The organism is Brevundimonas abyssalis TAR-001 (assembly GCF_000466985.1).
Classification (GTDB): Bacteria; Pseudomonadota; Alphaproteobacteria; order Caulobacterales; family Caulobacteraceae; genus Brevundimonas; species Brevundimonas abyssalis.
Genome location: NZ_BATC01000002.1, coordinates 16,472 through 38,471, shown reverse-complemented (window position 1 = coordinate 38,471; position 22,000 = coordinate 16,472). Strand labels below are relative to the sequence as shown.

General features: G+C 67.2%; 21 protein-coding genes. 13 read left to right on the top strand and 8 right to left on the bottom strand.

Annotation, left to right across the window (positions count from 1 at the left end):
• Nucleotides 1–70 precede the first annotated feature (70 nt).
• From topA to MBEBAB_RS00695, 4 genes are read left to right on the top strand one after another with little or no spacing between them, the layout of a single operon-like run.
• Complete coding sequence (topA, locus tag MBEBAB_RS00710) at nt 71–2,686, top strand: type I DNA topoisomerase (RefSeq protein ID WP_021696001.1); 2,616 nt, start codon at nt 71–73, stop codon at nt 2,684–2,686.
• Nucleotides 2,687–2,731: 45 nt separating this feature from the next.
• Nucleotides 2,732–4,951 carry an RNA degradosome polyphosphate kinase gene (locus MBEBAB_RS00705; protein ID WP_021696000.1) on the top strand — a complete coding sequence of 740 codons (2,220 nt, stop codon included), beginning with the start codon at nt 2,732–2,734 and terminating at the stop codon, nt 4,949–4,951.
• 16 nt (nt 4,952–4,967) lie between these two features.
• Nucleotides 4,968–6,455 (top strand): Ppx/GppA phosphatase family protein, encoded by a 1,488-nt coding sequence (locus tag MBEBAB_RS00700; RefSeq protein ID WP_021695999.1) that lies wholly within the window; start codon nt 4,968–4,970, stop codon nt 6,453–6,455.
• Between the two features lie 14 nt (nt 6,456–6,469).
• Nucleotides 6,470–6,832, top strand: coding sequence for a VOC family protein (locus MBEBAB_RS00695; protein WP_021695998.1), 363 nt, complete (start codon nt 6,470–6,472; stop codon nt 6,830–6,832).
• 6 nt (nt 6,833–6,838) lie between these two features.
• Here MBEBAB_RS00695 and rnd read toward each other — a convergent pair whose 3' ends face one another.
• On the bottom strand, nt 6,839–7,990 hold the full coding sequence (gene rnd, locus MBEBAB_RS00690) for a ribonuclease D (protein ID WP_021695997.1): 1,152 nt from the start codon (nt 7,988–7,990) through the stop codon (nt 6,839–6,841).
• 81 nt (nt 7,991–8,071) lie between these two features.
• On the opposite strand from rnd, the gene purM reads away from it, so the two are divergent.
• Together purM and purN are read left to right on the top strand one after the other, a co-directional pair.
• A complete protein-coding gene (gene purM, locus MBEBAB_RS00685) occupies nt 8,072–9,109 on the top strand; it encodes a phosphoribosylformylglycinamidine cyclo-ligase (protein ID WP_021695996.1) in 1,038 nt (345 codons plus the stop codon).
• 7 nt (nt 9,110–9,116) lie between these two features.
• A complete protein-coding gene (gene purN / locus MBEBAB_RS00680) occupies nt 9,117–9,752 on the top strand; it encodes a phosphoribosylglycinamide formyltransferase (protein ID WP_021695995.1) in 636 nt (211 codons plus the stop codon).
• A 38-nt stretch (nt 9,753–9,790) separates the two neighbouring features.
• Here purN and MBEBAB_RS00675 read toward each other — a convergent pair whose 3' ends face one another.
• Both MBEBAB_RS00675 and ndk read right to left on the bottom strand, forming a co-directional pair.
• Entirely contained in the window at nt 9,791–9,988 is a 198-nt protein-coding gene (locus MBEBAB_RS00675) for a YMGG-like glycine zipper-containing protein (protein ID WP_021695994.1), read from the bottom strand.
• Nucleotides 9,989–10,057: 69 nt separating this feature from the next.
• Nucleotides 10,058–10,477: a nucleoside-diphosphate kinase gene (gene ndk, locus MBEBAB_RS00670; protein ID WP_021695993.1), complete on the bottom strand. Its 420-nt coding sequence runs from the start codon at nt 10,475–10,477 to the stop codon at nt 10,058–10,060.
• A 178-nt stretch (nt 10,478–10,655) separates the two neighbouring features.
• On the opposite strand from ndk, the gene MBEBAB_RS00665 reads away from it, so the two are divergent.
• Nucleotides 10,656–12,545 carry an ABC-F family ATP-binding cassette domain-containing protein gene (locus MBEBAB_RS00665; protein WP_021695992.1) on the top strand — a complete coding sequence of 630 codons (1,890 nt, stop codon included), beginning with the start codon at nt 10,656–10,658 and terminating at the stop codon, nt 12,543–12,545.
• Nucleotides 12,542–12,793 carry a DUF2164 domain-containing protein gene (locus MBEBAB_RS00660; RefSeq protein WP_021695991.1) on the top strand — a complete coding sequence of 84 codons (252 nt, stop codon included), beginning with the start codon at nt 12,542–12,544 and terminating at the stop codon, nt 12,791–12,793. Before MBEBAB_RS00665 ends, MBEBAB_RS00660 begins: the two co-directional genes overlap by 4 nt.
• Here MBEBAB_RS00660 and MBEBAB_RS00655 read toward each other — a convergent pair.
• The 5 genes from MBEBAB_RS00655 to MBEBAB_RS00635 all read right to left on the bottom strand — a co-directional run bounded on the left by MBEBAB_RS00655 (nt 12,790) and on the right by MBEBAB_RS00635 (nt 15,700).
• Nucleotides 12,790–12,984 carry a hypothetical protein gene (locus MBEBAB_RS00655; protein WP_021695990.1) on the bottom strand — a complete coding sequence of 65 codons (195 nt, stop codon included), beginning with the start codon at nt 12,982–12,984 and terminating at the stop codon, nt 12,790–12,792. The two genes, MBEBAB_RS00660 and MBEBAB_RS00655, sit on opposite strands and share 4 nt — an antisense overlap.
• A 104-nt stretch (nt 12,985–13,088) precedes the next feature.
• Nucleotides 13,089–13,388 carry an I78 family peptidase inhibitor gene (locus MBEBAB_RS00650; RefSeq protein ID WP_045318623.1) on the bottom strand — a complete coding sequence of 100 codons (300 nt, stop codon included), beginning with the start codon at nt 13,386–13,388 and terminating at the stop codon, nt 13,089–13,091.
• Nucleotides 13,389–13,405: 17 nt separating this feature from the next.
• Nucleotides 13,406–13,777, bottom strand: coding sequence for a hypothetical protein (locus tag MBEBAB_RS16985; RefSeq protein ID WP_231378940.1), 372 nt, complete (start codon nt 13,775–13,777; stop codon nt 13,406–13,408).
• Nucleotides 13,759–14,223: a DNA polymerase III subunit chi gene (locus MBEBAB_RS00640; protein ID WP_021695987.1), complete on the bottom strand. Its 465-nt coding sequence runs from the start codon at nt 14,221–14,223 to the stop codon at nt 13,759–13,761. Before MBEBAB_RS00640 ends, MBEBAB_RS16985 begins: the two co-directional genes overlap by 19 nt.
• 1 nt (nt 14,224) lies before the next feature.
• Nucleotides 14,225–15,700, bottom strand: a complete 1,476-nt coding sequence (locus tag MBEBAB_RS00635; protein WP_045318607.1) for a leucyl aminopeptidase — start codon at nt 15,698–15,700, stop codon at nt 14,225–14,227.
• A 137-nt stretch (nt 15,701–15,837) separates the two neighbouring features.
• Here MBEBAB_RS00635 and MBEBAB_RS00630 point away from each other — a divergent pair, with 137 nt between their 5' ends.
• The 5 genes from MBEBAB_RS00630 to MBEBAB_RS00615 all read left to right on the top strand — a co-directional run bounded on the left by MBEBAB_RS00630 (nt 15,838) and on the right by MBEBAB_RS00615 (nt 21,989).
• The gene (locus MBEBAB_RS00630; protein WP_021695984.1) at nt 15,838–16,983 is read left to right on the top strand and encodes an LptF/LptG family permease; all 1,146 of its coding nucleotides are present in this window, start codon (nt 15,838–15,840) and stop codon (nt 16,981–16,983) included.
• Complete coding sequence (lptG, locus tag MBEBAB_RS00625) at nt 16,980–18,086, top strand: LPS export ABC transporter permease LptG (RefSeq protein ID WP_021695983.1); 1,107 nt, start codon at nt 16,980–16,982, stop codon at nt 18,084–18,086. The genes MBEBAB_RS00630 and lptG overlap by 4 nt, the downstream gene beginning before the upstream one ends.
• 93 nt (nt 18,087–18,179) lie before the next feature.
• Complete coding sequence (locus tag MBEBAB_RS16980) at nt 18,180–18,878, top strand: LPS-assembly protein LptD (protein WP_242397001.1); 699 nt, start codon at nt 18,180–18,182, stop codon at nt 18,876–18,878.
• A 53-nt stretch (nt 18,879–18,931) separates the two neighbouring features.
• Nucleotides 18,932–20,500 carry an LPS-assembly protein LptD gene (locus MBEBAB_RS00620; RefSeq protein WP_021695981.1) on the top strand — a complete coding sequence of 523 codons (1,569 nt, stop codon included), beginning with the start codon at nt 18,932–18,934 and terminating at the stop codon, nt 20,498–20,500.
• A 142-nt stretch (nt 20,501–20,642) separates the two neighbouring features.
• On the top strand, nt 20,643–21,989 hold the full coding sequence (locus tag MBEBAB_RS00615; RefSeq protein ID WP_021695980.1) for a peptidylprolyl isomerase: 1,347 nt from the start codon (nt 20,643–20,645) through the stop codon (nt 21,987–21,989).
• The last annotated feature ends 11 nt before the right edge of the window (nt 21,990–22,000 follow it).

The following is a 22,000-nucleotide window of genomic DNA, read 5'->3' as shown; positions in this document are numbered from 1 at the left end:
AGGCTTGGCGATTGACACCGGCGCCGGACCCCACCACGTTCGCGCTCCCCTCCTCCCAGACTGCGACTTCATGAACCTCGTCATCGTCGAAAGCCCGGCCAAGGCCAAAACCATCAACAAGTACCTGGGCCCGGACTACCATGTGCTGGCCTCCTACGGCCACGTGCGGGACCTGCCGTCCAAGGACGGATCGGTGAAGCCGGACGAGGACTTCGCCATGTCCTGGGAGATCGACGCCAAGGCCTCCAAGCGGCTCAACGAGATCGCCGAGGCGGCCAAATCCTCCGACCGCATCATCCTGGCCACCGACCCCGACCGCGAGGGCGAGGCCATCAGCTGGCATGTGCTCGAGATCCTCCAGAAGAAGAAGGCCGTGAAGGACGCGGTCGTCCAGCGCGTCACCTTCAACGCCATCACCAAGTCGGCGGTGCTGGAGGCGATGGCCCAGCCCCGCGACATCGACATGGAGCTGGTGGAGGCCTATCTGGCCCGCCGCGCCCTGGACTATCTGGTGGGCTTCACCCTGTCGCCGGTGCTGTGGCGCAAGCTGCCGGGCGCCCGGTCGGCAGGACGTGTGCAGTCCGTCGCCCTTCGCATCGTCGTCGACCGCGAGATGGAGATCGAGCGGTTCAAGGCGCAGGAGTACTGGTCGGTCGAAGCGGACCTGACCGCCGACAGTCCGCCGTTCACCGCCCGTCTGGTCAAGCACGCCGGCAAGCGGGTCCAGCGCCTGGACATCACCGACGAAGCGACGGCCCAGGCCGCCCGCGCCGCCATCGAAGCCGGCGCCTTCACCATCCGCTCGATCGAGAAGAAGCCGGTCAAGCGCAACCCGTCGCCGCCCTTCACCACCTCGACCCTGCAGCAGGAAGCCTCGCGCAAGCTGGGCTTCACCGCCCAGCGCACCATGCAGGCGGCGCAGAAGCTTTACGAAGGCGTGGACGATCAGGGCGGCCTGATCACCTACATGCGGACCGACGGGGTCTATGTGACCCCCGAGGGCATCGCCCAGGCGCGAGAAGTCATCGGCGAACGTTTCGGGCCCGCCTATGTCCCGTCCGAGCCGCGCTACTACAAGACCAAGGCCAAGAACGCCCAGGAAGCGCACGAAGCCATCCGCCCCACCAATATCGCCCGCGCCCCGGAGACCCTGCGCCTGGATGGCGACCTGCAGCGGCTCTACGAGCTGATCTGGAAGCGCATGGTCGCCAGCCAGATGGAGCAGGCGCGACTGGACCGCACCACGGTGGATATCGAAACGTCCGACGGCCAGACCGGCCTTCGCGCCACTGGCCAAGTGGTGGCTTTCGACGGCTTCATCGCCGTTTATGAGGAAGGCCGCGACGAGCGGGTCAAGGGCGCCGAAGACGAGGACGACGACGGCGGTCGCCTGCCCGCGCTGAAGGAAGGCGCTGCGGCCAGGCCGGAAGCGATCCGCACGGAACAACACTTCACGGAGCCGCCGCCGCGCTATTCCGAGGCCACCCTGGTCAAGAAGCTGGAGGAGCTGGGCATCGGGCGACCCTCCACCTACGCCTCGATCCTGACCACCCTGCGCGACCGCGAATACGTCCGAATGGACAAGAACCGGTTCTATCCCGAGGACAAGGGACGGCTGGTCACGGCGTTCCTGGAGCAGTTCTTCGCCCGCTGGGTGGAATACGACTTCACCGCCGCGCTGGAGACCCAGCTGGACGAGGTGTCGGCGGGCGAACTGGACTGGAAGCTGCTGCTGCGCCGGTTCTGGGACGACTTCCACGCCGCCACCCAGGCGGCGGGCGAACTGCGCACCACCGCTATCCTCGATCATCTGAACGACGCCCTGGGCCCGCACATCTTCCCGGACAAGGGCGATGGGACCGACCCCCGCGCCTGTCCCTCCTGCGCCGACGGCCGCCTGAGCCTGAAGACCAGCCGCTTCGGCGCCTTCATCGGCTGCTCCAACTATCCGGAGTGCCGCTACACCCGCCCCGTGGCCTCGCCTGACGCGGGCGAGAACGGCGAGAACGGCGGCGACCGCGAACTGGGCCTGGATCCCGAGACCGGCCAGCCGGTGCACCTGAAGATCGGCCGCTTCGGTCCCTATGTGGAGACCACCCCGCCGGAAGCCGAGAAGCCCAAGCGCTCATCGTTGCCCAAGGGCTGGTCGCCCGCGTCGGTCGACCTTGAAAAGGCCCTGCGTCTCCTGCGCCTGCCGCGCGAGGTCGGGACCCACCCGGAAGACGGCAAGCTGATCACCGCAGGTCTGGGGCGCTACGGCCCCTTCGTGGCCCACGAGGGCACCTATGCGAACCTGTCGGACATCGAGGAGGTGTTCGACGTGGGTCTGAACCGCGCCGTCGCCCTGTTGGCCGAGAAGCGCGCGAGCCGCGGCGCGGGCCGCGGCGGGGCCATGGCGCCGCTGAAGGATCTGGGCGCGCACCCCGAGACGGGCGATCCGATCCACGTCATGGCCGGGCGCTACGGCCCCTATGTGAAATCGGGAAAGATCAACGCCACCCTGCCCAAGGGAACCGCGCCCGAGGACCTGACCCTGGAAGCGGCTTTGCCCTTGTTGGCCGCCAAGGCGGCAAGCGCGCCGGCGAAGAAGAAGGCGGCGCCCAAGAAGGCGGCGGCGAAGAAGGCTCCAGCGAAGAAAACAACGGCGAAAAAGCCGGCGGCGAAGAAGAAGGCGGCCGAGGACTGACGCTGCGCCTTGCGGCCGTCACACCGACTTGCCACAACCACCGGCATGAGTGACGCCTCTCCCATCGCCGACCGTACCACCGGCCAGGAGGTCCCCTCCTCCCATGCTCGCCCGCTAAAGCTCGACGAGGCGCTGCTGGCTTCGCCCGAGCGGTTCTTCAACCGCGAACTGTCGTGGCTGGCGTTCAACGCACGGGTTCTGGAAGAAGCAGCCAACCCCGCGCACCCCCTGCTGGAGCGGGTGCGGTTCCTGTCCATCTCGGCCAACAACCTGGACGAATTCTACATGGTCCGCGTGGCGGGCCTGAAAGGCCAGGTGCGTCAACGGCTGCGCGTGGTCTCGGCCGACGGTCTCACGCCCGCCGAGACGCTGGAGAGCATCAACACCGCCGCCGGCGCCCTGATGGCCGAACAGCAGGCCCAGTGGCGGGCCCTTTGGCGGGAGTTGAAGGACGCCGGCATCGAGGTGGTCGATCCCGCCAAGATCACCAAGACCGAGCGCGATCGGCTGGAGCCGGAGTTCCTCAACCAGCTGTTCGCCGTCCTGACGCCCCTGGCCATCGACCCGGCGCATCCCTTCCCCTTCCTGCCCAACCTGGGCTTCTCGCTGGCGCTGAAGCTGCGTCGGGAACGGGACAACCGCATCCTCTACGCCCTGGTCCCCGTGCCGACCCAGGTGCGGCGCTTCTGGGAGTTGGCCACCGACGGGCGCTCGGTGAAGGGACGGCGGCGGTTCGTGACGCTGGAAGCCCTGCTGCTGCTGTTCATCGACCACCTGTTCCCCGGCTGCGAGGTTCTGGAGAAGGGCGTGCTGCGCCTGATCCGGGATTCCGACATCGAGATCGAGGAAGAGGCCGAGGATCTGGTGCTGGAGTTCGAAGAGGCGCTGAAGCAGCGCCGCCTGGGCTCGGTGGTGCGGGTGAAGATCGAGGCGTCCATGCCGGAGGACCTCAAGAACTTCATCATCCGCGAGCTGGACGCCGCGCCGCAGGACGTGGTCATGGTCGACGGCATGCTGGGTCTGGCCCAGTTGTCGGAGCTGATTCCCGGCGACCGGCCCGAGCTGAAATTCCCGCCCTTCGAGCCGCGCTATCCCGAGCGGGTCCGCGACCAGGGCGGCGATGTCTTCGCGGCGATCCGCGAGAAGGACATCCTGATCCACCACCCGTTCGAGAGCTTCGACGTGGTGGTCCAGTTCCTGCGTCAGGCCGCCCGCGACCCTAACGTCATCGCCATCAAACAGACCCTGTACCGCACCTCCAAGGACAGCCCCATCGTCGCCGCCCTCATCGAGGCGGCCGAAAACGGCAAGAACGTCACCGCCCTGGTGGAGATCAAGGCGCGCTTCGACGAGGAGGCCAACCTGCGCTGGGCGCGGGCCATGGAGCGGGCGGGCGTCCACGTCGTCTTCGGCTTCGTGGAGTACAAGACACACGCCAAGCTGAGCGTGGTGGTGCGGCGCGAGGCCGACGGGCTGAAGACCTATGTGCACGCGGGCACGGGCAACTATCACCCGGTCACGGCCAAGGTTTACACCGACCTGTCGCTGTTCTCGACCGATCCCGGCATCGGGCGCGACGCGGTCAAGGTGTTCAACTACATCACCGGCTATGCCCAGCCCGGCGAGATGGAGCGCCTGATCGTTTCGCCGCTGCGGATGAAGCTGTCCCTGATCCGCATGATCGAGCAGGAAATGGAGTCCGCGGGCGCGGGCAAGCCCGCCGCCATCTGGGTCAAGATGAACTCGCTGGTCGATCCCGAGATTATCGACACGCTCTACCGCGCCAGCCAGGCCGGGGTCAGCATCGACATGGTCATCCGGGGCATCTGCTGTCTGCGCCCCGGCGTGCCGGGCCTGTCGGAGAACATCCGGGTCAAGTCAATCATCGGCCGCTTCCTTGAGCACAGCCGCATTGTGGCCTTCGCCAACGGCCACGCCCTGCCCAGCGACAAGGCCCGGGTCTACATCTCATCCGCCGACTGGATGACCCGCAATCTGGATCGCCGGGTCGAGGTCATGGCGCCCGTGACCAACGCCACGGTGCACGATCAGGTGCTGGACCAGATCATGGTCGCCAACCTCAAGGACGACGCCCAGAGCTGGGTTCTGGATTCTTCCGGGAACTATCACCGGGTCAAACCCGCTGATCCCGAGCGCCCCTTCTCCGCACACGACTATTTCATCAAGAACCCCAGCCTGTCGGGCCGGGGGCGCAAGGTGAAGGTGCTGCCCAAGGTGATCACGTTTGACCGTCCCTATCGATAGGCCTCCGCCGGGCAAGGTGGATGGACGCGACGGCCGCGACGACGTGGCGGTCATCGACGTGGGCTCCAACTCGGTTCGCCTGGTCCTGTACCGGCTCGAGGGCCGGGCCATCTGGACGGTCTACAACGAGAAGGTTCTGGCGGGTCTGGGACGCGACATCGCCGCCACCGGCCGCCTGTCGCCCGAAGGGGTGAAGATGGCGCTGCCGGCGTTGCGCCGCTTCGCTTCCATCGTCGAGGGGGTGCGCCCGGCCGCCGTCCTGACCGCCGCCACCGCCGCCGTGCGCGACGCCGAGGACGGCGAGGAATTCCGCCAGCGCGTGGCCGCCGAGACCAGCCTTCAGGTGCGTGTCCTGACCGGCGAGGAGGAAGCCCGCTATGCGGCCCTGGGCGTGCTGGCCGGAGCGCCGGACTCCGAAGGGATCGCCGCGGACCTGGGCGGCGCCAGCCTGGAGCTTTGCCGGGTCGGCGGCGGCAAGGTCGAGGGCGGGGTGACCCTGCCGCTGGGTCCGTTCTCCCTCGCTACGCCCGAGGGATTTGACGCCGATCACGCCCGCGCCCTGATCGCCGAGCGCCTGAAACCCATGGCCCGGGACTATTCCGGCGCCGTGCTGCACGCGGTGGGCGGCGGCTGGCGCAGCCTGGCCCAGATCCACATGTCCATGGTCGATCACCCGCTGCGGATCGTGCACCAGTACGCCATGACGGCCCAGCAGGCCCACGACACCGCCCATCTGGTGGCCCACCAGTCGCCCGCCTCACTGGCGCGCACGCCGGGGGTGTCCAAGCGGCGGGTGGAGACCCTGCCCTACGCCGCCCTGGTGCTGGAGGGGCTGCTGGAGCATTGCGGATTCAACCGGGTGGAGTTTTCGGCCTGGGGTCTGCGCGAGGGGCTGCTGTTCGAAAGCCTGGCGCCGTCGCTGGTGTCCGCCGATCCTCTCTTGGCCAGTTGCGAGGCCATCGGGCTGCGCCAGGGCGTGTCCCCCGGCCTGCCCGGGGCGCTGGAAGGCTGGCTGACGGGCGTCATGGCCGCCCTGCCGACCGCGTTCGGCGAGGAGCGGGACGGCGTCCTGACCGCCGCCGCCTGCCGCCTGGCCGATGTGGGAGCCCGGCTTCATCCGGACCACCGGGTAGAATTGGCGTTCGATCAGGTGCTGCGTGCGCCCGCGCCGGGCCAGACCCATGCCGAGCGGGCCTTCCTGGCAAGCACCATCAACGCCAGATACGGCGGATCGGCCGAGACCCCGGCGCCGCGCGTCGTCGAACGCCTGCTGAATGACGACCAGAGGCTGCGCGCCCGAGCCCTTGGTCTGGCCATGCGGCTGGGCAGCGACATGTCGGTGCGGTCGCCGCAAATCCTGGCCAGCACGGTGGTCAGTCTGAAGGGCGGCGTCCTGCGGCTGAAGGCGACAGCCGATCACGCCGACGCCCTGCTCGGCGAACAGACCCGGCGGCGCGTCAAGGCGCTGGCCGAAACCCTGGGCGCCACATTCGAAATCGGCTGACGGAAGGAACGATCATGGCGGTGACAGGCATAGGCGGACTGTTCTTTCGGTCGAAAGATCCGAAGGCGCTGGCCGACTGGTATGTGAAGCATCTCGGCGTGGGCCCCACCGAGGACAATCCCTGGATCTGGCCGCAACAGGCCGGACCGACGGTGTTCGCGCCGTTCAAGGCCGACAGCGACTACTTCCCCGCCGATCGCCAGTGGATGATCAATTTCCGGGTTGACGACCTGGACGGCCTCATCGCCTCGTTGAAGGCGGCCGGGATCGAGGTGCTGACCAAGGCGGAATGGGACGCGCCCGAGGTGGGTCGATTCGCCCGCATACACGACCCCGAGGGCAATCCGATCGAGTTGTGGGAGCCCACGGCAGAATAGAAGCCGTCAGTTTTCGATCTCGACCACCTCGACCTTGGCCCCGTTCAGGACCAGGGCGATCTCGCCACGCTTGAGCTTGAGCGCGTCCTCGCCGAACAGCTGACGCCGCCAGCCCTTCAGGGCATCCACGTCGGCGTCGTCGCTGAGCGCGATCTTCTCCAGGTCCGAGACATTGGCCAGCAGCTTGGTGGCCACATTGGCCTGTTCCGACTTGGCCTTGAGCAGCACCTTCAGCAGTTCCACCACCGAAGCCGGGGCCGGTTCCCGGCCGGCGGGCTTCTGGATCTCGGGCGCGTGCTCCTCGGGGTTTTTCAGCACGTCGCGCAGGACCTCGATCAGATCCTGCCCCAGGCGTGAACCGCCGAATCCCTTGGGCGGGGCGCGCAGACGGCTGAAGGCGTCCGCGTCGGTGGGGGCCTGGGTGGCGATTTCGTCGATGGCGTCATCCTTGAGGATGCGGCCGCGGGGCTGGTCCCGTTCCTGCGCCGCGCGCTCGCGCCAGGCGGCCGTCGCCTGAAACGCGGCAAGGTACTTGGCGGAAAACCGCTTGGGCTTCAGGCGCTTCCAGGCGTTTTCGGGACTGGTGTCGTAAAGCGCCGGATCGATCAGCGCCTCCATTTCCTGCGACACCCAGTCCAACCGCCCCTCGCGCGCCAGACGGTCCCGCAACCGGGGATACAGCGCCGCCAGGTGGGTCACGTCGCCCAGGGCATAGGTCAGTTGGGACTCCGACAGGGGACGACGCGCCCAGTCGGTGAAGCGGCTGCCCTTGTCCACGTCCTTCTTGAGCATCTGCCGGACCAGCGAATCATAGGCCACCTGATCCCCGAAGCCCGCCGCCATGCCCGCCACCTGGGTGTCGAACAGCGGCGTGGGCATGGCCCCCAGCTTGTTGAATATCTCCACGTCCTGGCGCGCGGCGTGGAAAACCTTGGTGATCGCGGGATCGCGCAGCAGATCCAGGAACGGCGTCAGGTCCAGGCCTTCCGCCATCGGATCGATAATGCTCGCATTCACCGGCGTCGCCGCCTGGATCAGGCACAGGCGCGGCCAGTAGGTCGTCTCCCGCATGAACTCGGTGTCGACCGTGATGAATTCGGAACCGGACAGCTGGTCGCAGAACTCGGCCAGCGCCTCATTTGTGGTGATCGGCGTCATGAGGATGCTATAGCCCGGCGCTAGCCGGTCGTGGCAAGAGCGCGACCCACATTCCGACACGATTTCGAAGGCCCGCGTGACATGAGCGCATCGAACGACACCCGCCCCAACGGCCTGACCTATGCGCAAGCAGGGGTGGACATCGACGCGGGCGAACGGCTGGTCCAGGCCATCAAACCCTTGGCGAAGTCCACGGCGCGGCCGGGCGCAGAGCCCTCGCTGGGCGGATTCGGGGCCCTGTTCGACCTGAAGGCGGCCGGATTCATCGACCCCCTGATCGTGTCGACCACCGACGGCGTCGGCACCAAGCTGAAGATCGCCATCGAGACGGGCCTGCACGGCGGCGTCGGCGTCGATCTGGTGGCCATGTGCGTCAACGACCTGCTGGCCCAGGGCGCCGAGCCCCTTCTGTTCCTGGACTATTTCGCCACCGGCAAGCTGGACGTGGAGGCCGCGACCCAGGTCGTGGCGGGCATCGCCGAGGGCTGTCGTCAGGCCGGCTGCGCCCTCGTCGGCGGCGAGACGGCCGAAATGCCGGGCATGTACGGCGACGGCGACTACGATCTGGCGGGATTCTCCATGGGCGCCGTGGAGCGGGGGCACGTGCTGCCCCGACTGGACCTTCAGAACACCGGCGACGTGATCATCGGCCTGGCCTCGTCGGGCCCGCACTCCAACGGCTATTCGCTGGTCCGCAAGGTGGTGGAGAAATCCGGCCTGAAGTGGGGCGACGAAGCCCCCTTCTCTCCCGGCCACACCCTGGCCGAGGCGCTGATGGCCCCAACGCGCATCTATGTGAAATCCATCGTGCCGCTGATGAAGGCCGGATTGATCAAGGGCGGCGCCCACATCACCGGCGGCGGCCTGATCGAGAACCCGCCCCGCTGCATCGCCGAAGGGCTGAAAGCCTCTTTCGACTGGGACGCCTGGCCCCTGCCCCACGTGTTCCAGTGGCTGGCCGAGACCGGCGGGATCAGCGACCACGAAATGCGCCGCACCTTCAACTGCGGCGTGGGCTTCATCCTGATCGTCAGCCCCGAGAATGCCGAGCCCGTTCTGGCGTCGCTGCTGAACGCGGGCGAAGCCGCCTTCGTCTGCGGCCAGCTGGAAGCGGCCTGATCCCGGCATGCCCGGCTGTGGTCACGATCATGCGCCGCCGCACGCAAAGACGGGCAAGTCCCGCGTCGCCATCCTGATCTCGGGCGCGGGCTCCAACATGGCCGCCATCATCGAAGCGGCGAAGGCGGCGGACTATCCGGCCGAGATCGCCGTGGTCATCTCGAACAACCCCGACGCGCCGGGCCTGGCGCTGGCTCGGGCGGCGGGGATCGAGGCGCTGGCCATCGACCATCGCCCGTTCGGCAAGGAGCGCCATGCTCACGAACTGGCCATCGACGCCGCCCTGCGTCTGCGCGGGGTCGAGGTGGTGGTGCTGGCCGGCTACATGCGCATCCTGACCGCTCATCTGGTGCGGGCGTGGGAAGGGCGGATGCTCAACATCCACCCCAGCCTGCTGCCGAAATATCCCGGTCTGGACACCCACGCCCGGGCCATCGCGGCGGGGGATGCGGAGGCGGGCTGCACCGTGCATCTGGTGACCGAGGGCGTGGATGAAGGTCCGGTGCTGGGTCAGGCCCGCGTGCCCGTAGAGGCTGAAGACACGGCCGAAACCCTGGCCGCGAGAGTCCGCACGGTGGAACACCGGCTCTATCCCGAGACCCTGGCCACCTTCATCCTGCAAAGAAAAACGGCGCCGGTCTGAGACCGACGCCGCTTCCCTTCTGAAGATATGTCCGACGCCTAGTCGGGCCGGGCCGCGCCCGCCGCGCCGCCGAGGACGGCGCCGGCAACAGTGGACTCAGTGTTGCCGCCGATGGCCTGGCCGGCTGCGGCGCCCGCGATGGCGCCGGTGGCCGCGCGTTGCTCCATCGTCGTGCCGCAAGCGGCGAGAAGCGCCACGGCGCCCACGACGGGGATGAATTTGATGATCGTCTTCATGGCGTTGTTCTCCGTGAGAGAGGCCACAAAAACGATCCCCCGTCGTGACGGTTCCTCGAAAAACGGCGATCAGCCGACGATGTCGGCGTCCGTGAAGAACTGGGCGATCTCGAGCCTGGCGTTTTCCTGGCTGTCCGAACCGTGCACCGAGTTCTCGCCGACGTTTTCGGCGTACAGGGCGCGGATGGTGCCGGGGGCGGCGTCCTTGGGGTTCGTGGCGCCCATGACTTCGCGGTAGCGGGCCACGGCGTTCTCGCCTTCCAGAACCTGCACCACCACCGGCGCGGAGGTCATGAATTCCACCAGTTCGCCATAGAACGGGCGCTCGGCGTGAACTTCGTAGAACTTCTTGGCCTGGTCTTCGGTCATCTGGATGCGGCGCTGGGCGACGATGCGCAGGCCCGCGTCCTCGATCACCGCGTTGACCTTGCCGGTCAGATTGCGACGGGTGGCGTCCGGCTTGATGATCGAGAAGGTGCGTTCGGTCATGGGAGTGACTTCTTGGGTTTGGTGGTTTGAGGGTCGCGGGCTTATAGACGCGCCGCTGCCGGTTTCCAACTGGGAGCGTTCTTCCTTTTCGGCCCTGTCGCCCGGCGCGTTGCGCCTTGCTGCTTGTGGGCATCTCCGTTTGCCTGCTCACCTCCCTCCTGACTGATTGTTCGCCTGCATGCTCCAGATCACCGAACTGACCTTCAACGCCTGGGGCCGGAAATTCCTCGAGGATGCCTCCGTCTCCCTGCCGCCCGGCTCCAAGGTCGGGCTGGTCGGCCGCAACGGCATCGGCAAGTCGACCCTGTTCAAGCTCATCCTCGGCGAACTGGCCGCCGGCGGCGACGAGATCAGCCTGCCCAAGACCGCGCGCATCGGGTCGGTCGACCAGGAACACCCCGCCACCCCCGTCAGCGTGCTCGAAACCATTCTCGAGGCCGACGAGGAGCGCCACACCCTGCTCGGCCGGCTCGAAACCGCCGAGCCCGAGGAGATGGGCGAGATCTGGACCCGGCTGATCGAGATCGACGCCGACGCCGCCCCGGCCCGCGCCGCCGAAATCCTCGTCGGCCTCGGCTTCGACCAGGAGAACCAGCAACGCCCGATGTCGGAATTCTCCGGCGGCTGGCGCATGCGCGTCGCCCTCGCAGCCGCCCTGTTCGCCGAGCCGGACATGCTGCTGCTCGACGAACCGACCAACTACCTCGACCTCGAGGGCGCCCTGTGGCTGGAGGCTCGCCTCAAGAAATACCCGCACACGGCCCTGATCATCTCCCACGACCGCGAGATGCTGAACGAGGTCTGCACCCACATCCTGCACCTCGCGAACCACACCCTGACGCTCTACACGGGCAACTACGACCAGTTCGAACAGGCCCGCGCCGAAAAGGCCCGGCTGCAGATGTCGGCCAAGGCCAAGCAGGACGCCGAACGCGCCCACCTCCAGGCCTTCGTCGACCGCTTCAAGGCCAAGGCCTCCAAGGCCGCCCAGGCCCAGTCGCGCATGAAGCGCCTGGCCAAGATGCAGCCCGTGGCCACCACCATCGAGGAGCGCGTCTCCCCCTTCATCCTGCCCTCGCCGCCGCGCCCCCTGGCCCCGCCGCTGATCCGGCTGGAGCGCGCCAATGTCGGCTATGAGACCGGCAAGCCGATCCTGCGCAATCTCAACCTGCGCATGGATCTGGACGACCGAATCGGCCTGCTGGGCGTCAACGGCGCCGGCAAGTCGACCTTCGCCAAGATGATCGCCGGCGCTCTGAAAGTCTCCGAGGGCGAACTGCACCGCGACCGCAAGATGCGCGTCGGCTGGTTCCACCAGCACCAGATCGAGGCCATGGACCCGACCGACACGCCGCTGGAGATCATCCGCCGCGCCATGCCCGACGCCCCCGAGAGCGCCCGCCGCTCGAAACTGGCGCAATGGGGTCTGGGCTACGAGAAGCAGGAAACCACCGTCGCCAGCCTGTCCGGCGGCGAACGCGCGCGCCTGCTGCTCAACCAGGTGGCGATGGATGCGCCCCACATCCTGATCCTCGACGAACCTACCAACCACCTCGACATCGACAGCCGCCGCGCCCTGCTCGACGCGCTCAACGACTACAATGGCGCCGTCATCCTGATCACCCACGACCGGTCGCTGATGGAGATGGTCGCCGATCGCCTGTGGCTGGCCGCCGACGGTACGGTCAAGCCATGGGATGGCGACATGGACGACTACGCCAAATTCGTTCTGGACCGCGCCAAGCAGGCTGCCGTCAAGCCCAGCCAGATCAAGGACGAGACTGCGGTCGCCGCCCCGAGTTCGAACAACAAGCGCAAGAAGAACGACAAGAAATCAGGCCCCTCGCCTTCGACCCTCCGTCACGCGGTGAAGAAGGCGGAGGAGCGAATGGCCCAGTTGACGGCTGATATCGCCCGCATCGACGACGACATGGCCAATGCTTCCATCACTAATCCCAAGGCGCTTGAAGGCCTGACCCGCGCCCGCACCAAGGCCCAGAGCGATCTGGACGCGGCCGAGGCGGAATGGCTGCAGGCCGAAGAGGCGCTGGCGGAGGCGACCGCATGAAACCTATCGAGCTGACGCGAGAAGCGCGAGCGGCTGCGGCCACGCGCCTGCAGGCCTGGCTCAAGGATGAGCTGGATCAGGAGGTCGGCGGGCTTCAGGCCGAGATGCTGCTGGATGAACTCGCCGCGGAACTCGGGCCGCTGTTCTACAATAGGGGCGTCGCTGACGCCCGGGCGGTGGTCGCCGGGCGGGCCGAAGACCTGGACGAAGCCCTGTACGGCCTGGAGCGCCAGACCAGTCTGCGTTAGCCGCAGCTGACCCGTTCGATGACGCCCGTGTCCTCATCGAAGAACAGGTTGAGGCGATCCTCCTGGTAGTCCTGCGTCACCGCACACGTCGTGCAGGCGATGCGGACGTTGGACTCCCGGGGGAAGGTCACGGCGCCGACGTGCGAGCCGATGAGCGACCGCGCGGCTTCAGCGTCGCAGCGCCAGGCCATGCCAGCCTCCTCATCAGGTCCGGAGCCCGGCCTTTCGGGCGGGACGGGCTGCGGCGCACACGCCGCCAGCGCCACGACCGCGCCGGCGAAAATGGACGAAGACATCAACCGCATTTCACGTCCTCCACGATGCCCGTCTGCTGGTCATAGAGAATGTTCAAGCGATCGGGACGGTGATCCATCGTCATCGCACAGCTGGTGCAGGTCACGCGCCAGGTCGCACCGGCGGGCGCCTGGGGAATCTCGGTGCGGCTCTGACCGATCAGGCTCTGATAGTCGCTGGCGCGGCACTGGTCATCGGTCGTCGGCGGCATGCCCGATCCGCCCTCATGCGCGGGCAATCCGCTGCAGGCGGCCAGAACAGCTGAGCTCGCGACGAACAAGGCGGCGATGACGGTCTTCATGAATGAGCCTTTCGGGTTCAGCCGCAACGGACCTCTTCCACGATCCCGGTTTCCTGGTCGAAGAAGATGTTCAGGCGGTAGGGCGAATAGTCCTCGGTGATCGGACAGGTGGTGCAGGCCACCCGACGGTTGATCACATCCACAGGAACGGGAATCTCGGTGCGAGGTTGCCCGACGAGGCTCTGCAACTCCGCCGCGCGGCAGAGGTCGCCGTCCATCTGCGGCATGCGTGTGCCGATGGGCTGGGTCGCGGCTGCGTAGTCGACCACCTCGGTGGCCGGCGCCGAGGCGACGGGCGTCCGGACCGGGCTGTCAGGCGTCGGGGCGGACGAACAGGATGCCGCCACAAACGCCGCGGCGACGACCCAGGCTAGGCTGCTTTTTCCCATTTTCCCTGCTCCGTCTGCTTCCAGTAGGCCAGGTTCGCCCCGGCCTCCTTCAAGGTCTTCCAACGCCCCCGCGCATGCTGGAGCGATTCCTCGTCCCGGCCGTCGAAGATGATGAAACACCGCTCGAACGGTTCGGATGCATCCATGTCTGAGCGATCGACGATGAACAGGGCCTGAGCCCCGTTTCCGTTGGCCGAGTCCGAGGTCAGCAGGATGGGCTGGCGCTCCGAATGGGGCTGGTCGGCGCGGCCGTGGGCGAGGAAGGCGTCTTCCCGCCACGCCCACAGCCGTTCGTCCAGGGTCTCCATCAGGCCGGGATCGCCGACGCGGACCAGCGCCCGCCAGCCCCGCTGCAGGGTCCGGTCCAGCAGTTCCGGCAGCACCTGATCAAGCGTCGAGCGCTCCAGGTGATAGAACCAGATTTCGCCGGACCCCGCCTCGCTCACGTCAGGCTTCGTACGAATCCGCGACCATGCGGTCCAGCAGACGCACGCCGAAGCCGACGCCGCCGTCCGGCACCATCGGGTTCTTCGAGTCCTTCACCCAGGCGGTGGGCGCGATGTCGATGTGGGCCCATGGTGTCTTGTTCACGTGGCGCTGCAGATAGAGCGCCGCCGTGATGGAACCGCCCGCGCGGCCGTTGCCGACGTTGCGCATGTCGGCGATCTGGCTGTCCACATGGCGGTCATAGCGGTCGGGCAGCGGCATGCGCCACACCGGCTCGTCCACCTTGGGACCGGCGGCGAGGATGGCGTTCGCCACCGCGTCGTCGTTGGCGAAGACACCGGCATACTCATGACCCAGCGCAACGATCATGGCGCCGGTCAGGGTGGCCAGATCGATCATGAACTTCGGCTTGAACTGCTCCTGCACGTACCAGAGGCAATCACCCAGCACGAGGCGGCCTTCGGCGTCGGTGTTGATCACCTCCACCGTCTGGCCCGAAAGCGAGGTGACCACATCGCCGGGGCGCTGGGCCTTGCCATCGGGCATGTTCTCAACCAGGCCGATGACGCCGATGACGTTCACCTTGGCCTTGCGTCCGGCCAGGGCGCACATCAGGCCCGACACGGCGGCGGCGCCGCCCATGTCCCACTTCATCTCCTCCATGCCCTCGGCGGGCTTCAGGGAGATGCCGCCGGTGTCGAAGCACACGCCCTTGCCGATGAAGGCCAGCGGTTGATCGCCGGTCTTGCCGCCGTTCCACTTCATGATGGCCACGTGGCTCTCGCGCTCGCTGCCCTCGCCAACGGCCAGCAGGGTGCGCATGCCGATCTTCTCGAGCTCGGCTTCGCCCAGAATTTCGACCTCGAGGCCCAGCTTTTCCAGATCCTTGACCCGGCGCGCGAACTCGGCGGGATACAGGACGTTCGGGGGCTCGCTGACCAGATCGCGGGCGAACATGACGCCGTCGGCCACCGCCGACAGGGGTTTGAACGCGGCCTCGGCGGCCTTGGGATCCGCGGTGACCACGCGCACTGTCTTGACCGACGGAATCTTCTCCGGCTTCAGGGTCGTGCGGTACTTGTCGAAGCGATAGGCGGCCAGCACCGCGCCGAAGGCGGCCTGCGCGGCCTGCGCGGCCGACAGATGCTTCAGGTCCAGGGTCAGGGTCTCGGCCCCCGACATCTTCACGGCGGAATAGGCCTGGGCCCCGGCCTTCTCGATGGCCTGCTCGTCCAGCTTGGCCTTGTCGCCCGCACCCACCAGCAGCACCTGACCGGCGTCCACGCCTGCGGGCGCCGCGACCGCCAGATGGCTCAGGGCGCCGCCGGTGAAGCGGCTGGCCTTCATGGCGCGGGTCAGGGCGCCGGACGACGCGGTGTCGTACCCGGCCGTTTCGCCCGAGAATGCGCGGCCTTCATGGACGAGCAACGCGACGATCTCGGCAGCGCCGACGTCGGCGACGAATTCTACTTTCATGGAAACGAACTCCTGGCCGGGTTCCAGTCCCGGTCTTGGGATAAGCGAACACGCACCGGCTGAGCTTCCCGGCGCGCAAGGATGCTGTATTACATGCCCCCCAAACCGCCGGGCCGCAACCGGCGCCGACGCTGCAAATGAACCTTATAAGCCGCTATCTCTTCCGCCAGATCGCCCTGCCCGTTGCGGCGGCGTGCGCGGCGCTGTGCGGCATCGGCATCCTGAGTCAGAGCCTGAATCAGCTCGAAGTCATCGTCGAACGGGGCCAGAGCGCATGGGTCATGCTCAAGCTGACCGCCCTGGCCACGCCCCAGCTCATGGCGGTGGTGCTGCCCATCGGCGTGTTGGTGGGCGGGCTGATGGCCCTGACCCGTCTTCAACGGGAACAGGAGCTGACGGCCTGTTTCGCAGGCGGGGTGACGCGCTGGCGCGTGATCGCACCGGGCATGAGGCTGGCGGTCATCGTCACCCTGATCAGCCTGTTCGTGTCCCTGTACATCCAGCCCGCCGCCCAGCGCGAAGCGCGCGAGACGGCGTTCGCCATACGCACCGACCTGGCCTCGCTGCTGGTGCAGGAGGGACAGTTCGTCCAGGCGGGCGGCGGCCTCACCGTTTATGTGCAGCAGATCGAGCAGAGCGGCCTGATCCGGAACCTGTTCGTCCATATCCAGGATGGAGACGAGGTCACCACCTGGGACGCCACGACCGCCCGTTTCACCCGCATAGACGGCGCGCCGGCCCTCCTGATGGGGCCAGGCTCGATGCAGCAGTTCTCTGATCGAGGGGTTCTGAATTTTCTCTCCTTCGATGAGTACGCCTTCGACCTGACACCCTTTACGGGAACCGAGGAGGTCATCGCCTTCCGGGAGTCGGATCTGTGGCTGGCGGAGCTGGTGCACCCCAGCGCCGACATGCTGGAGCGGACGGGCAGCCGGGAGGAGCTTCTGGCCGAAGCGCACGCCCGCATCACCTCTCCCCTGTACGCCCTGACGGCCATGGCTCTGGCCCTCGCCGCCGTATTGGGCGGGCAGTTCCGGCGCACGGGCTACGGGGGGCGCGTTGCGGCGGCGGCGGCGGCCTTCCTCGTCACGCGCGTCGCCGGATACGGCGTGGTGGCCGCCAGCGCCTGGAACGTGTGGCTGGCGCCCCTGCAGTATCTGATACCTCTGGGCGTCGCCGCCCTGGCGCTGCGCATGGTGTTTCGTCAGTCCAGCCCCGTCGCCAATGTTCGGCGGGCCCTGGGGGCCCTGCCGCGTCCCCGCCCCGCTGGAGCCGCCTCATGACCGGCGGCTACACCTTCACCCGCATCGAGCGCTACGTCCTGTTCCAGGTCCTGAAGGCCCTGGGCGTTTCGCTTGCGGTGATCGCGGGCCTGGTCATGCTGATCGACTTCGTGGAAGTGTCCCGCTCCGTCAGTCGTTACGCCGACCTGGGCGCCGCGCGCCTGTTCGGCCTGACCCTGATGAAGTCTCCGGCGGTGATCCTTCAACTGCTGCCTTTCGTGTTCCTGTTCGGCACCCTTGCCGCCTTCGTTGGCCTGAACCGCCGCAGCGAGCTGGTGGCCATGCGCGCCGCAGGCGTGTCGGCCTGGAGGTTCGTGTTCCCCGCGGGCGTGGCGGCGCTCATCATCGGGGTGCTCACCGTGACGACCCTTCATCCGCTGGCCGCGTCGCTGGACGGGGGCTACGAGCGTGAACGCGCCAGAATCCGGGGCGGAACGGGAGGCGCGGAGCAATCGGCCATCTGGTTGCGGGAAGGCGACGACAACCGCCAGATCGTCATTCGGGCCGACAGCCGAAATCGCGCGACGGGCCGGCTGAACGACGTGTCCTTCTTCATCTACACCGTGGGGCAGGACGGGGCCCGGAGCTTCTCGGAACGAATCGACGCTGACACGGCCACCCTGTCGTCGGGCAGCTGGCGGCTGACCGACGCGCGGGGCGCTTCGGTGGGGCAGCAGGCGCGCGCCTACGCTTCGCTGGACCTCCCCTCGAGCATTGCGGATGACGACGCCTTCAACCAGTTCGCCGACCCGGACTCCACGCCCTTCTGGTCCCTTCCGCCGCAGATCGCGAGGATTGAAGCGGCAGGATTCTCGGCCACCGAACACCGCCTGAAATTCCAGCAACTGCTGGCCACGCCCCTGATGTTCGCCGCCATGTCGATCCTGGCGGCGGCCTTTTCCCTGCGGTTGATGCGGCTCGGCGATCTGGCCCGCATGAGCGTCGCGGCGGTGATCCTCGGTTTCGCCTTCTTTTTCATCAATCAGTTCACGGCGGCTCTGGGCGCGGCCGAGGCGATTCCGCCTTTCCTCGCCGCCTGGCTCCCGCCCATACTGACGGCCCTGTCCGCCTTCACCTTGCTCTTCTATACCGAAGACGGGTAACCGGACGACGGAACCGGAAAGCCGCGTCGTTTCGGCCGGGAGCAAGACTTGGTGAGCATGCCGCAGGCCTGGCGTTTGAACAGCGGATCGACCATGCGTCGACGCCTGCTCACGGGTGCGGCTGTCGTGCTGCTCGGGCCCGGCGTCGCCTTGGCCCAGCAACCGTCATCCGAACGCCTTCCGCCGGAAGCCCTCTATATAGAGGCGGAGGACGTCACTCGCGACGGCGACACCGGCGAAGTTGCGGCTCGGGGCGAAAATGAGCGCGTCCTGGCCCGGTTCGAAGGTCGGAATCTTCGCGGTCGGGAGGTCACCTACAATCTCAACACCGGTGTCGCGACGGCGTCGGGCGATGTCGAACTGATCGACGTCGACGGCACGGTGGTGACCGCAGATCGGCTCGAGTTGAACGAGAATCTGCAGACCGGCGTGGCTGTGAATCTGGCAGTCCGCGGCGTCGACGGCAGTCATCTGATGGCGGCGACGGCCGTCCGGCGGTCGCAGGCCGTCAACGAGCTGAACTACGCCCTGTTCACCCCCTGCCCCATCTGCGACGACGACGGCCGGCGCAAGGAGCCGACCTGGTCCATTCAGGCCCGGAAGGTGGTGCAGGACGAGAGCCTGCGCGCCATCCTGTACGAGAACGCCCTGTTCCGCGTGGGCGGCGTGCCGGTGCTGTGGCTGCCCTTCTTCGCGCATCCTGACCCGACGGTGGAGCGCGCCTCGGGCTTCCTGGTCCCCGGCATCGAGTACGACGAGGCGCGAGGCTTTCGTACGAACAGCCCTATCTGATCGTCCGTTCGCCGTCCGAGGACTGGATCATCAGCCCCCAGTTCAACACCGATGTGAACCCGTTTCTGAACCTTCAGTGGCGCCGTCATTTCGGCGACGGGATCGTCGAGGCCAGGGCCGGTTACACATACGAGGACATCCCCGGGGTCGAGGATCAGGATCATCGCGGCTATCTGCTGGCCCATGGCGCCTTTGATCCGGCCGGACCATGGCGCTGGGGCTTCACCGCGGAGCGGGCGTCGGACAAGACGCTGTTCGACCGCTACGGGACGGAAGACCCCTATCAGGACAACGGTCTCTATCACGGCGACCGCCGCCGTCTGATCTCGCAGGTCTACGCCGAACATCAGACGGAACGATCCTACCTGTCAGCGGCGGCCTTCACCATTCAGAGCCTCCGGGTCCTGGAGGTCGATCGGGCCAACCCGGCCAACAATGTCTTCGAGCGTGACGGCGTCACGCCGGTCGCGGCCCCGGTGATCGAGGCCATGTGGGAGCCGCGTCAGGACATCCTCGGGGGCCGGCTTCGCCTGAGCGGAAATGCGGCGGTGCTGATTCGCGAAAACTATGTGGGCGCGCCGGTCCTGGCGCCGGATCAGGTCCCCTCAGCCGACCCTTCCGACCCGAATTTCTCCGGCTATCCGGGCGTGGACAGCGCGCGGATCGTGCTGAGCGCGGACTGGCGTCGCATACTGACGTCCCCCATCGGACTGAGATGGGAGCCCTTCATCAATCTGCGCGGCGACGCCTACGCGGTGGAGGATCTTCCCTCGGCGGGCGATGACGCCGTGACGACGACTCGTGTGCGGGCCACCGCAGGGCTTGATGTCAGCTATCCGCTGATCCGCCGGTTCGAGAACGGTGCGGATCTGGTCCTGGAGCCCCTGGCACAGATTTCGATCTCCAATCGCGCCGACCTCGATCCCCGCCTGCCCAACGAGGACAGTCAGGTGACGGATCTGGATGAGACCTCCCTGTTCGCGGTCGACCGTTTCACCGGCCACGACCTTTACGAAGGCGGCCTGCGCCTTGTGGCGGGAGGACGAGCCAGCCTGCGCTGGGATAACGATCGTTCGGCCAGCATCTTCCTTGGGCGCGGCTGGCGTGACGAACGGGAGGACCGCTACCTGGTGCCCACCGGCGACGGAACCGGAAGCTCTTCGACCCCTCAGGCCTGGCGGATCGGGCCTCGGACTGGGTCGTCTCGGCGACCTTCTCGCCCGGATCGCAGATCCGGGGCTGGGCCCACGCCCAGATCGACGAAGACGGCGAGGTCCGCCGGGCGGAGGTCATGGTGGATGGCTCCTGGGGCGCGCGGAACCTGGCCACGGTCAGCTATATCGTCGACCGCTCTAACCCCGTCGATGTCGACCCCAGCCTGCCCCTGGCCACCCGGACCTACCGGAACTACGAGTTCGTTCAGTTCAGCGGCCAGCAGTTCGTCAGCGGCAACTGGGGTGTGGCCAGTCGCGGCATCGTGGACCTTCAGGAGGACCGCTTCACGCGGGGCGAGGTCGGCCTCCTGTTCGAGGATGACTGCATCCGCTTCGAGATCGGATACCGCCGCGACAACACGCGTGTGGACCCGTCCGGACCGCGCACCGGGGCCTATGTGCGCCTAACCCTCGCCACATTGGGCGGTACAGGTTATCAACGCGATGACATGTGGTGATCGGACGTCCGTCCGAACCATGATATGGGCGCCATTCATCGGTACGCTCCGCCGAAATGTGCACTGAGCGGATCCAGGGACAAAGACGAGACATGCTTTTCAAGCGTTACACGGCGGGGGTCGCGGTCGCGGCCATGTTGGCTTCTGCGGCGCCGGGCCAGTTGGCAGTGGCGCAGACCGCGCCGAATACGCCCGTGGCCGGCCAGCTGGACCCTTCCGCGGAGCAGGCCCCGCAGCGTCCGGCCCCGGCTGCGGATTTCGATCTGGCCGAAGGCTTGGTGGTGCTCGTCAATGACGTGCCGATCACCAGCTATGAGCTGCGTCAGCGCATGCTGCTGCTCATCGCCATGACCCAGGTCCAGCCGACCGCCGAGAACCTGCCGGCCATCCAGCAGCAGGCTCTGAACAACCTTATCGACGAGAAGCTGCAACGGCAGGAGCTGACACGTTACGAGGTCAACATTCCCGATGAGGATGTGGACGCCGAGCTCGCCATGCTCGCCCAATCCGTGGGCATCACGCCCGAGGCTTATCTCAGCTATCTCGGGGAGGCCGGCGTCCGGCCCGAAACCGTTCGCGAGGAGATGCGGGTCCGCATCGGATGGGAGGCCCTTGTGCGGGGCCGGTTCGGTCCCCGCGCGCGCGTCGGTCGGAACCAGGTGGACCAGACCATTCAGCGCATCTCCGCCGCCGCCAGCCGCCCCCAGTATCTGGTCGGCGAAATCTTCCTCGACGCATCGCGCGTCGGCGGCCAGCAGGCGGCCATGAACGGCGCCAACCAGCTGGTGCAGCAGATCATCCAGGGGGCGCCCTTCATGGCGGTGGCCCGCCAGTTCTCCGCCGCCCCGTCGGCCGCCAGCGGCGGCGACGCCGGCTGGCTGATCCAGGGTGAAGTGCCCCAGGGCCTGCAAGTCGCCCTGGACAATATGGAAGCCGGCCAGCTCTCGCGCCCCATTCCGGTCGATGGCGGGGTCTACATCATCTATCTCCGCGACAAGCGTGACGGCTCTTCCACCAGCCTGGTGAACCTGCGTCAGGTGATGATCGAGGCGGACGCGGACGCTTCCGACGAGGTCATCGCCGCCGCCACCGAGCGTCTCAACGGCTTCCGCTCCGGGCTGACCTGCGACAACATCCTCGAGCGCTCCCGTCAGGAGACGGACATGCTGGGCGCCGATCTCGGCGAGTCCGATGTGGATGACCTTGCGCCGCAGTTCCAGCAGGTGGCCCGCTCGGCCGAGGTCGGCGCGATCAGCGCTCCTGTGCGCACGCCGCTGGGCGTGCACCTGCTTGCGGTCTGCGATCGTCGCGCGGGCGGCCCCGAGGCCCCGAATTTCAACGAGGTCGAAAACCGCCTGAGGGGTCAGCAGCTTTCCATGCTGGCGCGTCGCTATATCCGCGATCTTCGGGAAGATGCGCATATCGACTTCAAGAGCTGAGCCATGACGGG

Excerpts from the sequence above, each read along its gene's own strand:
- MBEBAB_RS16980 (WP_242397001.1), top strand. The coding sequence starts at position 18,180 with ATGCGTCGACGCCTGCTCACGGGTGCGGCTGTCGTGCTGCTCGGGCCC.
- purM (WP_021695996.1), top strand. The coding sequence starts at position 8,072 with ATGAGCGCATCGAACGACACCCGCCCCAACGGCCTGACCTATGCGCAA.
- MBEBAB_RS00660 (WP_021695991.1), top strand. The coding sequence starts at position 12,542 with ATGAAACCTATCGAGCTGACGCGAGAAGCGCGAGCGGCTGCGGCCACG.
- MBEBAB_RS00695 (WP_021695998.1), top strand. The coding sequence starts at position 6,470 with ATGGCGGTGACAGGCATAGGCGGACTGTTCTTTCGGTCGAAAGATCCG.
- MBEBAB_RS00705 (WP_021696000.1), top strand. The coding sequence starts at position 2,732 with ATGAGTGACGCCTCTCCCATCGCCGACCGTACCACCGGCCAGGAGGTC.
- MBEBAB_RS16985 (WP_231378940.1), bottom strand. The coding sequence starts at position 13,777 with ATGGGAAAAAGCAGCCTAGCCTGGGTCGTCGCCGCGGCGTTTGTGGCG.
- MBEBAB_RS00675 (WP_021695994.1), bottom strand. The coding sequence starts at position 9,988 with ATGAAGACGATCATCAAATTCATCCCCGTCGTGGGCGCCGTGGCGCTT.
- MBEBAB_RS00635 (WP_045318607.1), bottom strand. The coding sequence starts at position 15,700 with ATGAAAGTAGAATTCGTCGCCGACGTCGGCGCTGCCGAGATCGTCGCG.
- rnd (WP_021695997.1), bottom strand. The coding sequence starts at position 7,990 with ATGACGCCGATCACCACAAATGAGGCGCTGGCCGAGTTCTGCGACCAG.
- MBEBAB_RS00650 (WP_045318623.1), bottom strand. The coding sequence starts at position 13,388 with ATGAAGACCGTCATCGCCGCCTTGTTCGTCGCGAGCTCAGCTGTTCTG.
- MBEBAB_RS00630 (WP_021695984.1), top strand. The coding sequence starts at position 15,838 with ATGAACCTTATAAGCCGCTATCTCTTCCGCCAGATCGCCCTGCCCGTT.
- MBEBAB_RS00615 (WP_021695980.1), top strand. The coding sequence starts at position 20,643 with ATGCTTTTCAAGCGTTACACGGCGGGGGTCGCGGTCGCGGCCATGTTG.
- MBEBAB_RS00655 (WP_021695990.1), bottom strand. The coding sequence starts at position 12,984 with ATGGCCTGGCGCTGCGACGCTGAAGCCGCGCGGTCGCTCATCGGCTCG.
- purN (WP_021695995.1), top strand. The coding sequence starts at position 9,117 with ATGCCCGGCTGTGGTCACGATCATGCGCCGCCGCACGCAAAGACGGGC.
- MBEBAB_RS00665 (WP_021695992.1), top strand. The coding sequence starts at position 10,656 with ATGCTCCAGATCACCGAACTGACCTTCAACGCCTGGGGCCGGAAATTC.
- ndk (WP_021695993.1), bottom strand. The coding sequence starts at position 10,477 with ATGACCGAACGCACCTTCTCGATCATCAAGCCGGACGCCACCCGTCGC.
- lptG (WP_021695983.1), top strand. The coding sequence starts at position 16,980 with ATGACCGGCGGCTACACCTTCACCCGCATCGAGCGCTACGTCCTGTTC.
- topA (WP_021696001.1), top strand. The coding sequence starts at position 71 with ATGAACCTCGTCATCGTCGAAAGCCCGGCCAAGGCCAAAACCATCAAC.